Source organism: Petrimonas mucosa (genome assembly GCF_900095795.1).
GTDB classification, from domain to species: domain Bacteria; phylum Bacteroidota; class Bacteroidia; order Bacteroidales; family Dysgonomonadaceae; genus Petrimonas; species Petrimonas mucosa.
This window is the reverse complement of the sequence record NZ_LT608328.1, coordinates 45,245-58,432: the sequence shown is the minus strand read 5'-3', so window position 1 is coordinate 58,432 and position 13,188 is coordinate 45,245. Positions and strand designations below refer to the sequence as shown.

12 protein-coding genes are annotated in these 13,188 nt (G+C 49.8%); 9 read left to right on the top strand and 3 right to left on the bottom strand.

Annotated elements, in window-relative coordinates; genetic code table 11:
* Positions 1-22: 22 nt before the first annotated feature.
* Both yajC and nusB read right to left on the bottom strand, forming a co-directional pair.
* Positions 23-331 carry a preprotein translocase subunit YajC gene (yajC, locus tag ING2E5A_RS00245; RefSeq protein ID WP_394332591.1) on the bottom strand — a complete coding sequence of 103 codons (309 nt, stop codon included), beginning with the start codon at positions 329-331 and terminating at the stop codon, positions 23-25.
* Positions 332-357: 26 nt separating this feature from the next.
* Positions 358-1,284 carry a transcription antitermination factor NusB gene (gene nusB, locus ING2E5A_RS00240; RefSeq protein ID WP_071135678.1) on the bottom strand — a complete coding sequence of 309 codons (927 nt, stop codon included), beginning with the start codon at positions 1,282-1,284 and terminating at the stop codon, positions 358-360.
* A 245-nt stretch (positions 1,285-1,529) separates the two neighbouring features.
* Here nusB and ING2E5A_RS00235 point away from each other — a divergent pair, with 245 nt between their 5' ends.
* The 5 genes from ING2E5A_RS00235 (at position 1,530) to ING2E5A_RS00215 (ending at position 8,024) form a co-directional block, all read left to right on the top strand.
* Entirely contained in the window at positions 1,530-2,666 is a 1,137-nt protein-coding gene (locus ING2E5A_RS00235) for a hypothetical protein (protein ID WP_071135677.1), read from the top strand.
* A 29-nt stretch (positions 2,667-2,695) separates the two neighbouring features.
* A complete protein-coding gene (locus ING2E5A_RS00230; protein ID WP_154669990.1) occupies positions 2,696-4,552 on the top strand; it encodes a DNA topoisomerase IV subunit B in 1,857 nt (618 codons plus the stop codon).
* Positions 4,545-5,057 (top strand): pantetheine-phosphate adenylyltransferase, encoded by a 513-nt coding sequence (gene coaD, locus ING2E5A_RS00225; protein WP_231960481.1) that lies wholly within the window; start codon positions 4,545-4,547, stop codon positions 5,055-5,057. Before ING2E5A_RS00230 ends, coaD begins: the two co-directional genes overlap by 8 nt.
* A 27-nt stretch (positions 5,058-5,084) precedes the next feature.
* Positions 5,085-6,701: a S41 family peptidase gene (locus tag ING2E5A_RS00220; protein WP_071135676.1), complete on the top strand. Its 1,617-nt coding sequence runs from the start codon at positions 5,085-5,087 to the stop codon at positions 6,699-6,701.
* 81 nt (positions 6,702-6,782) lie between these two features.
* Positions 6,783-8,024 carry a 3-keto-disaccharide hydrolase gene (locus ING2E5A_RS00215; protein ID WP_394332610.1) on the top strand — a complete coding sequence of 414 codons (1,242 nt, stop codon included), beginning with the start codon at positions 6,783-6,785 and terminating at the stop codon, positions 8,022-8,024.
* A gap of 94 nt (positions 8,025-8,118) precedes the next feature.
* On the opposite strand, the gene ING2E5A_RS00210 is transcribed toward ING2E5A_RS00215, so the two are convergent.
* Complete coding sequence (locus ING2E5A_RS00210) at positions 8,119-9,135, bottom strand: dihydroorotate dehydrogenase-like protein (RefSeq protein WP_071135674.1); 1,017 nt, start codon at positions 9,133-9,135, stop codon at positions 8,119-8,121.
* A 225-nt stretch (positions 9,136-9,360) separates the two neighbouring features.
* Here ING2E5A_RS00210 and ING2E5A_RS00205 point away from each other — a divergent pair, with 225 nt between their 5' ends.
* From ING2E5A_RS00205 to rsfS, 4 genes are all read left to right on the top strand, one after another.
* Positions 9,361-10,239: an SMP-30/gluconolactonase/LRE family protein gene (locus tag ING2E5A_RS00205; protein WP_071138097.1), complete on the top strand. Its 879-nt coding sequence runs from the start codon at positions 9,361-9,363 to the stop codon at positions 10,237-10,239.
* A 62-nt stretch (positions 10,240-10,301) separates the two neighbouring features.
* The gene (locus tag ING2E5A_RS00200; RefSeq protein ID WP_083373091.1) at positions 10,302-11,297 is read left to right on the top strand and encodes a Gfo/Idh/MocA family protein; all 996 of its coding nucleotides are present in this window, start codon (positions 10,302-10,304) and stop codon (positions 11,295-11,297) included.
* Between the two features lie 34 nt (positions 11,298-11,331).
* Positions 11,332-12,687 (top strand): GntT/GntP/DsdX family permease, encoded by a 1,356-nt coding sequence (locus ING2E5A_RS00195; protein ID WP_071135672.1) that lies wholly within the window; start codon positions 11,332-11,334, stop codon positions 12,685-12,687.
* A 102-nt stretch (positions 12,688-12,789) separates the two neighbouring features.
* Positions 12,790-13,149, top strand: coding sequence for a ribosome silencing factor (gene rsfS / locus ING2E5A_RS00190; RefSeq protein WP_071135671.1), 360 nt, complete (start codon positions 12,790-12,792; stop codon positions 13,147-13,149).
* The last annotated feature ends 39 nt before the right edge of the window (positions 13,150-13,188 follow it).

Genomic DNA, 13,188 nt, shown 5'->3' with positions numbered 1-13,188 from the left:
AATTGATCAGGCGATTCAGGTTTTACGGTGTAGTCACGTCGGATGAGGAGGCGAAAACCGATGTCTTTTCAAATTTCAGTTTAACCCCATCGGCAACCTCTACCAGAAACCAGCTGTCGCCCACCTCTTTGATGCGTCCGTGGATGCCTCCGGCAGTTACAACCTTGTCGCCCACCTTCATCGCTTCACGGGCCCGTTGCACCTCTTTCTGTTTTTTCTGTTGCGGACGGATCATGAAGAAGTAAAATACGGCAATGATGGCCACCATCATCAGCAGGGAGGTGCCCATTCCCGATCCTGTGCCGGCTGCTGCCTGTAATAGAATATTCATAAGAATCAAGTTTTGAGTGTTTAAAATTACTGCTTAAAAATAATATTATTTTTTCGAAGGTCGGCTACGATTGCGTCCAAAATTCCGTTGATAAATGTACCGCTCTTCGGTGTACTGTACGATTTGGCAATCTCGATATATTCGTTGAGCGATACGCTGGAGGGAATCGTCTCGAAGGTGTGGATCTCGGCCAAGGCAATCTGCATGATGATCATGTCCATAAATGCGATACGGTCGAAATCCCACTTTTCGCTGTGATGCTCGATCAGCTGCCTGTATTTCTGTTCGTTGAGGATGGTGTCGTGCAGCAGTTTCAATGCAAATTGCCGGTCCTCCTCATCTTTGAACATCGGCAGCAGGCGCTGGTTCTCCCCGTTCTCTTCCGAAAATTGCCGGATCGATTTCATCACGAAGGTTTGCACGATCTCGATATCATCGTTCCAGAAGATGCTTTCATCCTCAAGGATTTCATCCAGTTTTTCGTTGTTGTGGATAAACTGCTTGAAGATTGAACGCCAGAACTCCCGATCCTGGTTGTAATCGGCCGTTGCTTCGCCGGCATATCTTGCATATGTTTCGGAGGCGAGTATCTCCTCGAGCAGGTTTTTTACGAACGTTTCGTGTTCACTCCACGACATGGGACGCTCATTCAGGTATTGGTTGAACTGTTTATTTCTTGATAACTGCCGGATAAACCTGTTTTCAAGCAACCGTACATTGGGATTCAGATCCTCATCGGAAGGAAGGTACTTGTTGCGTTTGGCCTCGATACGCGCTTCATACGCGTTGGTCAGCTCAACCATCAACAAGAGGAGATAATAGTAGAGATCGTAGGATTTTTGTAATCCAAACAGGAGTTCTTTCTCTGCTGTACGTAAATCTTTATTCCTATTCTGATACCAGGCGTAAACAATTTGTACTATCCGGGTACGAATTAAAATTCGATTAATCATTTTTTAAATGAGCATTTTATGGGCACAAAATTAGCTATTTTTTTGGATATGCAAATGAATTGGTTTTGAAAACTCTGTCGGTTTGGTTAAATAAGCTTATATACAGTCAGATACAAACTGAGACCGAGAGATACTGTTTTTTCTGAAATCATCTTTCCATCATTCTCCAAATTTCATTATCTTTGTCGTTTATAGTGTATGGTGTAAATGGCCATCATTCGATAATATGTGAAAAATATTAGAGTATGTCAGTAGTAATCAAACAAGTAAAAGACAGTGACTCGCTGAAGAAGTTTGTCAAGTTCGGCATCGATCTTTACGAAGGAAATGAGTGTTTCGTACCTCCGCTGATCTATGATGAGCGGGCAACGCTTAACATGAGTAAGAACCCGTCGTTTGAGCATTGCGATGCATCCTATTTTCTGGCCTATCGGGGTGAGGAGATCGTTGGACGGATCGGCGTGATCATCAACCACAAATCAAACGAGAAATGGAAGCAGAAAAATGCACGCTTCGGGTTTGTAGATTTCGTTGACGACGCAGAAGTGGTTGATGCGCTCTTTGGCGCGGCCGAAAGTTGGGCCCGTTCAAGAGGAATGGAGAAGATTCACGGACCGCTCGGATTTACTGACATGGATCATGAAGGAATGCTCATCGAGGGTTTTGACCGGATGGGCACGATGGCTACGATCTATAACTACCCCTATTACCCCCAACATATGGAGCGGATGGGATATGTCAAGGAGCAGGATTGGGTAGAGTTCCTGATCCAGATTCCCAAGGAGGTTCCCGAGCGGATCGAACGGATATCGGAGGTGGTAAAGCAGCGCTTTGGCCTCGTGGAGAAACGGTTCGAGCGGAAAAGCGAAGTATATCCCTATGCACGTGAGATCTTCCATCTGATCAACAAGGCCTATAAGGACCTGTTCGGTTACGTGGAGCTCACCGAGAAGCAGATCGACTACTATGTGGAGATGTATATCCCGATGTTGCGGTTAGAATTCCTGTCGGTCGTACTGCGGCAGCACGACAACAAGATGGTGGGAGTGGGGATCGGACTGCCCAGCATGTCGGAGGCTCTCCGCAAGGCAAAGGGCAAATTTCTCCCTACCGGATGGATTCACCTCTACAAGGCATTGAAAGGTATCGGCAAGAACAGCAAGGTGCTCGACCTGTTGCTGGTTGCCATCGATCCCGAGTACCAGGGGAAAGGAGTAAACGCACTTTTGATCAAGAGGTTTATCTCCTCGGCAATTGAGCTGGGGATGGAAGTGGCCGAGAGCAACGTTGAACTGGAGACAAACAGCAAGGTGCAGTCGCTGTGGGATGGCTTCGATGTGGAGCAGCACAAGCGGAGAAGATGTTTTATCAAGGAGTTGTAACCAGGAGAAAGAGAGGAGAGAGATAAGAGGTGACTGAACTGGAAAGAGAACAAGCATTACAGAATTATAGCGAAGAGAATATTGTAACCCTGGAGTGGCGCGAGCATATCCGTCGCCGTCCGGGAATGTATATTGGAAAGTTGGGGGACGGCTCTTCCTCCGACGACGGTATCTATGTCCTGCTTAAAGAGGTGATGGACAACTCCATCGACGAGTTCCGGATGGGATTCGGAAGAAACATCGATATCACCATTGATGCCGGGAATGTGAGCGTGCGTGATTATGGACGCGGCGTCCCGTTGGGAAAGGTGCTGGATGTCTCATCCCGCATGAATACCGGTGCCAAGTATGACTCCAAGGCATTCAAGAAATCGGTTGGGTTGAACGGGGTGGGTATCAAGGCTGTGAACGCCTTGTCTTCCCGGTTCCTGATTCAGAGTTTCCGTGAGGGAGAGACCAAGTGTGTCGAATATGCACGGGGTGTGGTGGTAAATGATGCTCCACAACAGCCCGCTTCGCAAAGCAACGGTACCCTTATCGAGTTTACGCCCGACAAGGAGATCTTCGGTGATTACCTCTATCGGGAGGAGCATATCGAACCGTTGCTCAAAAATTACGTTTTCCTGAACACGGGACTGACCATCACCTTCAACGGCAAGAAGTACTACTCGAAGAACGGACTCGAGGACCTGCTTAACGACAACCTGACAACCGAGATCCTTTATCCCATTATCCACCTTCACGGTGAAGACATTGAAGTGGCGATCACCCACTCGAATCAGTATGGCGAGGAGTACTACTCTTTCGTCAACGGACAGCATACCACACAGGGTGGGACACACCTCTCGGCATTCCGCGAGGCGACAGCCCGGGTAATTAAGGAGTATTTTACCAAGAACTTCGAATATTCCGATATCCGGAACGGGATGGTGGCTGCCATCAGCGTAAAGATTGAGGAGCCGGTCTTCGAGTCGCAGACAAAAACGAAGCTCGGTTCAAAGGATATGACCCCCGACGGGGTTTCGATCAACAAATATGTAGGTGATTTCCTGAAGAGAGAGTTGGACAACTACCTGCACAAGCACCTGGAGACAGCCGATATTCTCCAGAAGAAGATCCTCGATTCGGAGAAGGAACGGAAAGCTATTGCCGGTGTCACAAAGCTGGCGCGCGAACGGGCAAAGAAGGCGAACCTGCACAACCGGAAACTGCGTGATTGCCGCATCCACTACAACGATCCGAAGGGTGATAACCTGGAGGATACCTGCATCTTCATTACCGAGGGTGACTCGGCCAGCGGTTCCATCACCAAAAGCAGGGATCCCAACTTGCAAGCGGTGTTCAGTCTTCGTGGAAAGCCGTTGAACTCGTTCGGGCTAACCAAGAAGATCGTTTACGAGAACGAGGAGTTCAACCTGCTCCAGGCGGCCCTCAATATTGAGGAGGGGATGGACGGGTTGCGTTACAACAAGGTGATTATCGCTACCGATGCCGATACCGACGGAATGCATATCCGCCTGCTGTTGCTCACTTTCTTTTTGCAGTTCTTTCCCGATCTGGTGAAAAAGGGGCATGTCTATATCCTTCAGACCCCACTCTTCCGTGTGAGAAACAAGAAGAAAACCCTCTACTGCTATACTGAGGAGGAGCGTCTTGCCGCAATCGGAGAGTTGGGATCGAATCCTGAAATCACCCGCTTCAAGGGTCTCGGCGAGATCTCTCCCGACGAGTTCAGGAATTTTATCGGAAAGGATATGAGACTCGATCGGGTCTCCATGCGCAAGGAGGATCTTATCAAGGATCTGCTTGAGTTCTACATGGGCAAGAATACACCCGACCGGCAGATGTTTATCATTGAGAACCTGGTTGTTGATGAAGATGCATAATTTACCCGAAATGGATCATGTAACCCCCTCACACCCTGCCTCCTCTTCTTGGAGGGTGGCCCTGTTCCCCGGCACCTTCGATCCCTTCACGATCGGACACGAATCGCTGGTACGGCGTGGTCTGGAACTGGTAGATGAAATTGTGATCTCCATCGGGGTGAACGAGGCAAAAAAGGCCTTGTTTGCATTGGAGAAGCGGGTGGAGATGATCTCCAGCCTGTATCGGAATGAGCCACGGGTGAAGGTGAGAAGCTATAGCTCCCTGACTGTCGATTTTGCAAGGGAGATGGGGGCAAGGTTCATATTGAGGGGAATCCGCACCGTCAGTGATTTTGAATATGAAAAGAGTATCGCCGACATGAACCGGGCGATTTCGGGGATCGAGACATTTGTACTGTTTACTGAACCTGAACTTACCCATATCAGCTCCTCGCATGTACGCGAATTGTTGCGTTACGGACACGATGTGAGCGCATTCGTGCCGAAGGGAATGATCCTTGGGTAGTCTATGGACCAATAACACCGAATAATAATGTCAAGAACAACGCTATCACTTATTGTTTCACTGTTGCTGATCTCCCAGTTCTCATCCGGGCAGTCACGTCTCTCTCCCGATGGCGTAAAGCTGGAGAGGACATTGCAGATGATAGACAGGCTATATGTCGATGACGTGGAGACATCCCGTTTGACGGAAGTTGCTATCCGCGCCATGTTGCTTGAACTCGACCCGCACTCCTCATACCTCGACAAGGAGGAGGTGAAAGCGATGAACGAACCGCTACAAGGCAATTTCGAAGGTATCGGGATCTCATTCAATATGCTTACCGACACCCTTTACGTGATGGAGGTAATCTCCGGAGGTCCGTCGCAAAAGGTGGGTCTCATGCCGGGCGATAAGATTATCTATGTAAACGATTCACTTATCGCCGGTATTAAAATGAACAACCAGGATGTGATTAAAAAGCTTCGCGGGCCCAAAGGCACAACCGTCGATGTGAAGGTGTTGCGTCGTGGGACACCGCAACTGCTAGAGTTCAGGATTGTTCGCGACAAGATTCCCATCTACAGTATCGATGCCAGTTACATGGTTGACAAGCAGACCGGATATATCCGGCTCAGCCGGTTCGGGATCAATTCGTCGGAAGAGTTTCTTGAAGCCAGGAAGGCATTGAAGGCACAGGGAATGAAGAACCTTATTCTCGATCTGACCGGCAACGGAGGAGGTATCCTTCAGACGGCATCGGATATTGCGGATCAATTTCTGGGTGCCGGAAAACTGGTGGTCTATACCGAGGGCAGGAACCAGCCCCGGCAAGAGCTGCGGACAACATCGGCGGGCAGCTTTGAAGATGGGAGGCTGGTTATCTTGGTGGACGAAGGATCTGCCTCGGCAAGCGAAATTGTAGCCGGAGCTGTGCAGGATTGGGACCGGGGCATCGTGGTTGGGCGCAGGACCTTCGGAAAAGGGCTTGTACAGCGTCAACTGCCTCTTCCCGACGGGACAATGATCCGGTTGACCGTGGCCCGTTACTATACGCCGACAGGTAGAAGCATTCAGAAACCATACCGGGAGGGACATATCGACGAATATCACCGTGATTTCTACAACCGGTTGCAGAACGGCGAGATGATGCATGCCGACAGTATCCGCTTCCCCGATTCACTGAAGTTCAGGACACTGGTCAACGGGCGGACCGTATATGGCGGTGGCGGCATCATGCCCGACTTTTTCGTGCCGATCGACACCAATGCGGTGACTGATCTGCACCGGAACCTGATTGGCCGGGGGATCGTCAACAAGCTGGCCATTGCAGAGGTGGACATGAACCGTCAGGTGATGTTGAAGTCATATCCCGACGTAAGGAGGTTCAAGTCGGATTATGCGATACCCGAATCGATGATTGACCGGATGAAGGAGATGGCCCATGCTGAGAAGCTGGAGTGGAACGACGAACAGTTCCGGAGTTCGGAGAAGCTGATCAAGCTTCAGATCAAGGCGCTGATGGCACGCGACCTGTTCGACTCCTCCGCATACTTTGTGATCATCAACGATGAAAACGACATCTTCAGGGAGGGTCTGAGAATCATTGGAAACTCTTCCCTCTACAGCAAATTGTTAAAAGGAACATCTTCGGTTGCAAGCAAGTGACTCTGACTCTTTTCGTATTACTAACGTTTATTTATAAAATCAGAAGAAATGAAATCAAGATTCCTCTTATTATCTGTAACCATGCTTACGGCAATGGTTTTTACATCTTGTAAACCCTCGGCCAGACACAATGTGCTGACGGAGGCCGAAAAAGCCGAAGGGTGGCAACTTCTTTTCGACGGAGAGACCCTGAATGGCTGGCGCGATTACAATGGCGACTCGTTAACTGCTCCCTGGTTTGTTGAAAATGGTACGATACAGGCAAAGGGTGAGGGTGCCGATGAACACGGCTACATCGTGACGGAGAGACTGTTCGAGAATTTTGAACTGGTATGGGACTGGAAAATTGCCGAAGGTGGAAACAGCGGCGTGCTCTATCACGTGGTTGAACATCCCAAATTTGCCGTTCCCTACATTACTGGTCCGGAATACCAGCTGATCGACAACTTCGGCTTTCCCGAACCGCTGGAAGAGTGGCAGAAAACGGCGGCAGATTACGCCATGCATGTTCCCGATACCTCGAAGCTTATCATCAAGCCGGCTGGTGAGTGGAACACCTCGAAGATCGTTTTCGACAACGGTCACGTTGAACATTGGTTGAACGGTGAGAAGGTAGTGGAGTTTGAGGCGTGGACCGACGATTGGTTTGCGCGCAAGAACAGCGGCAAGTGGGAAAATGCTCCAGAGTATGGCCTGGCCCGGAAGGGAGTTATCTGCTTGCAGGATCACGGATCGGCTGCCTGGTTCCGCAATATCAAGATCAGGGAGCTTCCCCGCAAAACCAGGGAGGTGAATCTCTTCAACGGAGTCGATCTTACCGGATGGGAAGCATACGGAACTGAAAAATGGTATGTACAGGACGGATTGTTGGTATGTGAAAGTGGTCCCGACAAGCAATACGGTTACCTGGCAACTCGTGAATATTACGATAATTTTGACCTCACGGTCGAGTTCAAGCAGGAGGCCGACGGCAACTCGGGGGTTTTCATCCGTTCGTTTGTCGAGCCGGGTGCTATCGTGAACGGCTGGCAGGTTGAAGTGGCCCCCAAGGGGCACGACACCGGCGGTATTTATGAATCATATGGAAGAGGCTGGCTGGCACAGATTCCGGACGAAAAGGAGGAGATACTGAAGGTGGGCGACTGGAATACCTTGCGTATTGTGGTTAACGGCGATAACGTAAAGACCTATCTCAACGGTGAGCCGATGGTGGATCTGACCGACGAGAAGATCGGCAAGGCGCAGGGTCGTATTGCGTTGCAAATCCACGATGGTGGCGGAATCAAGGTGCTCTGGAGAAACCTGAAACTACAGATACTCTGATTGGGGCCCGACTGTTGAGAAGCCATAAGGAGAGAGGGTGTGGTCACATCTTGTGTGATACACCCTCTCTCTTTACCCTTGTTGAGCCGGACGATTACTGGAAATTCCCGAAGATGGTATCCGATGTCAGCATCAGATCAACATACTGTGCCCTCTTGTAGACCAGGGCATTTTCGTTCTTGTCCAGCTTGCAGTTGGCCAGCTTGCCCCTGAATTCACCCAGACTGTTGTACCCCTTCTGTTGCATCCACTCCGCAACACTCTTCTTGATCTCGGCAATCCTTTCCATGCCATGCTTGTAAACCGAACTGACAACCTGTACCGTGGTCGCTCCCGACAGGATCAGCTTCACCACATCTTCGCCGGTGAAGATTCCCCGGCTGCTGCAAATATCGGCGTTGATGTTGCCGTACAACATGCCGGTATACCTTAATGTCTTTTTGTAATCCCCCTTCTGGGAAAGATTGAAGGTTTTCTTGTGCTTCTCCCCCCGGATGTCGATGTCGGGTTGAAAGAATGCATTGAAGAGTACCAGGGCATCAGCCTTTGTATCGTCAAGCCGTTTGGCAAAATGGAGGATGTTTGTGTAGTCCGAACTCAGTTTCACGCCGACTGGAATGGAGACGGCATGCTTGATCTCGTTAACTATCGCTATCTGTTCACTCTCAACACTTTCGCCACTGCGGTCAAAATCTACCGGTGTCTGGTAGAGGTTTATCTCGATCCCGTCTACACCTGTCTCTTCAATCATTTTTGCATAGGAGATCCACGATTCCCTGTTTATTGCATTGAGACTGGCAAAGAGCGGAACGGACAAACTCTCTTTCGCTTTGCGAAGCCTCGTCAGATGATAGTCGATATCGGAGAAATCGATATCGGGGTAAGTCTTGGTTATTTCGGCATGAATATGTTCATATTGGCTTAGCCGCTCATCAAGTTGCAGGTTTTCCAGTTGTACCTGCTCTTCAAACAACGTTTTGTAGACTACTGCCCCAACGCCTTTCTCCTCTGCCCTCTTCAGCTGATCGAGGTTTGAAGAGATATTGCTGGCGCCCAATATTACTGGATTGTCCAGCCTAATTCCCATAAAGGTAGTTTCAAGATTTTTCATAGGTTCGTTACGTTTGTTTTGTTTTGATTTACTGGTTTCTATCAGCTGATAGTTGTCCGCATCTTCTTCTATAACATTTTTTATTCCGAATAGTTTTTCGGTTGTACCATTACTCCAAAATATGTATCTTGTAAAAAAGAGGTACGGATAGTTGTAGTTATGTGCATTATGGCTATATTTGCCATAAGGTCCGGTTGCTTCGGATGATAATAAAAAATGGAGACGATGAGACTTGTTACAGGATTGCTTTTTTTTATCTGTTGTACTACCCTTCCAGGGCAGAAAAGCAGTATCATCGCAAAAGATGCGAAAATTGAAAAGGTGGGGGGCGGCTATGCCTTTACCGAAGGTCCTGCCGTTTCGGCTGAAGGTCACGTCTATTTTACCGATCAGCCAAACGACCGGATATATGTATGGGAGGAGGGCAAAGGGGTCTCCCTGTGGGTCGAGGGGACCGAGAGGGCCAATGGTACCTATTTCGATGCCGACGGTCATCTCCTTGCCTGTGCCGATCTGCACAACCGGATCGTAAGGTTCGGTAGCGACAGGAAAGCGGAAGTTCTCCATGAGCAGTATGAGGGAAAACGGTTGAACGGTCCCAACGATCTATGGATCACACCCCAAGGGGGTATCTATTTCACCGACCCCTACTATCACCGAAACTATTGGGAGGAGGGGCATGCCGAAGAGCAGGATGTCCGCGGGGTATACTACCTCTCTCCGGAAGGGAGATTGATCCGAGTGATCGATGATTACAAACAGCCCAATGGAATAGTGGGAACACCCGACGGTAAAACGCTATATGTCGCCGATATCAACGACCGGAAAATCTGGAGATACGATATTCAGCCCGACGGAACACTGGCCAACAAACATCTTTTTGCGCCTAACGGTTCGGACGGAATGACCATCGACAATCAGGGGAACGTTTACCTGACGATGGGCAAGATATGGGTCTACTCCCCTCAAGGTGAACTGATCGAGGAGATTGAAGTTCCCGAAAACCCGTCGAACGTCTGCTTCGGCGGTAAAAGGAGAGACGTTCTCTTTATCACCGCCCGTACTTCGGTATACTCACTGAAAATGAGGGTGAGAGGGGAGTAGTCGGGACAATAGCTGATGAGGGATGCTTGTGAAAGTCGGGTAATTTAAAAAATGTAATATATATGCGTACTGTAGTTGTAGGTTTCGGGTTCATGGGAATGACCCACACATTGAATCTATTGAAGGATTCACGTTTCCAGTTGAAAGCCATTGTTGACAAGACTCCCGAGAATATTGCCGCAAAGCTTGGCGAACAGTCCGGAAATTTTTCCACGGGCACGCTCGCGTCGAACGATCTTTCGGGTGTCAACATCTACTCGGATTTCGCGGAGTGCCTAAAAGCTGAGAGGCCCGATCTCTGCATTATTGCGGTTCATACCGCCTTGCATCATGAAATGGCTGAAATGGCGCTTCAGGCAGGAGCAAACGTATTTCTCGAAAAGCCTTTCTGCATCCATATTGATGAGGGGGAGAGGCTGATACGGCTTGCCCGTTCCAGGGGCAAGCTCCTGATGATCGGACATGTGGTCCGTTTCATGCCAGCCTACAATACCTTGAAAAGATGGATAGATTTACAGGAGTATGGTCGTCTGGAGTTTCTCTCGCTCTCCCGCTTCTCGGGAGTGCCCACCTGGGGACAGTGGAAGGAGCGGCAAAGGGAGTTCGGTTCGTCTGGTGGCGCCCTGTTTGATCTGGTTATTCACGATATCGATTTTGCCCAGTGGGTTTGCGGTATTCCCGACCGGATTGATGCCCGCTGCCTTCCGGGCAAGTTAAGCAACTACGACCATGTGAGTGCATTGTGGCGGTATGAGAGGTCGGATCTCATTGTCCGGATCGAGGGTGGAAACACCTTTCATGCCGCCTATCCCTTTCATGCCGGATTCAGCGCCCGTTTCGAAAAGGCTTCGGTTTTCTTTTCGTCGCAAGAGCCGCACCACATAAAAGTGGCTACCGATACCGGGACCACGCTGGTTCCTGCCGGTGATGCGAATGACGGTTTCCGGGATGAGCTGCGCTATTTCGGCGATTGCATCCAGCATGGTGTTGAACCGGTTGCCTGTACCCCCGAATCGGCGCTCGATGCAGTTCGGATTTGTCACAAGCATACCATTTAAACGGTCGAAACCTTAATCTTGCCACCTCCCGCATATGTCGACACTCTTTCTCACCTTTATTGTCCTCTCTGCCGTAGCGATACTGCTGATCCTGGTGTTGAAGCTCAAGTTGAATGCCTTTATCGCCTTGTTGCTCACCTCCATCTATGTGGGTCTCCTTACCGGGATGCCGCTCGGCAGCATCACCCGGTCAATTCAGGAGGGCATGGCGGGTACGCTCGGCTTCGTGGCTACCGTCGTAGGATTGGGGGCCATCTTCGGACAGATGCTGGAGAGTTCCGGCGGTGCGGAGTCGCTGGCACACTATCTGGTAAAGAGGTTCGGAAAGGAGCGGGCACCCTGGGCGATGGTTACGACCGGCTTTATCGTGGCCATTCCCATCTTTCTGGATGTGGCTTTCATCATTCTGGTTCCCATCGTTTACGCACTGTCGCGTGATACCAAACTCTCGTTACTCTATTATGCCATTCCGCTTCTGGCCGGTTTAGCGGTGACGCATAGCTTTATCCCGCCGACACCCGGTCCCGTTGCTGTAGCGGATATCATCAATGCGCCGCTGGGCTGGGTAATTTTAATGGGCTTTATACTGGGTATACCTACAGCTGTGATTGCAGGACCGCTCTTCGGAAAATACATTTCGAAGAGAATCTATCTGAAGTCGCCCGATACCTCTGCTGATGCTCTCCCGGAGTTCGATCCGGAGAATAGCCCCTCGTTCCGCTCTATTGCCCTCATCATCTCGGTCCCGTTGCTGCTGATCCTGCTGAATACGGTATCCGGTGTGGCTGTTGCCAAGGGGGTTGTATCCAAATCGTTATTTACGGATATGGTGGAGTTTATCGGCCACCCCTTTTCGGCATTGATCATTGCCACGCTGGTTGCCACCTATCTCCTCTGTATCCGTAGGGGTATGGGCCGGGATAAGGTGCTTGAGCTGAGTTCAAGGGCGCTTGGACCTGCCGGGATCATCATCCTGATAACCGGTGCCGGCGGAGTGTTGAAACAGGTGCTGATCGATAGCGGTATCGGGGGAATGATGGCCGAATCGATGGCAAACTCCGCATTGCCTCCCATCCTGCTGGCATGGATGCTCGCAGCGTTGGTGCGGGTCACGCAGGGATCGGCCACCGTGGCGATGATTACCGCCGCCAGCATTATTGCCCCGATCATCGGGGAGTTTGGATTGAACGACCCGCAGAGGGCACTGGTTGTGATCTCCATTGCATCGGGAGCAACATTGCTTTCCCATGTCAACGACAGCGGCTTCTGGTTGGTGGGGAAATACCTTGGAATGAATGAAAGGCAGACACTGCAGAGCTGGACCGTGATGGAGACCATCATAGCGTTTTGTGGGCTGGGATTTACCTTGCTGGCCAGTCTGTTTTTCTGATTTCGTTTTTTGGCACTCTTTTTGCCACAATCTTTCTGTATGAAAGCGAGTTGTTTATGAAAAAGCAGCTATCTTTGCATATCTAACTCATTAAAACAGCGAATGAAAGAAGAGAGAAACTTATTACAGAGCATCATTGACGGAATACAGGAGAAGAAAGGGAAGAACATCACCCAGATCCACTTGAAAGGGATTCCGGGTGCAATTTGCGACTACTTTGTCATCTGTGAAGGAAATACACCTACTCAGGTTGCCGCTTTGGCAGAATCGGTGGAGGAGGTGGTGAAGAAGCAAACCCGCGAGAGTCCGTTGAGGGTTCAGGGGCAACAGCGGGCCGAATGGATCGGCATCGATTACGGTACTGTTATCGTACATATATTCGTTCCCGAGTTGAGACAATACTACAATCTCGACAATTTGTGGGAGGACGCTTCATTGAAGCAGGTTCCGACGGCCGATTAAAACTTATTTCCGTCTGAAGTGTTACATATATTCACTAAA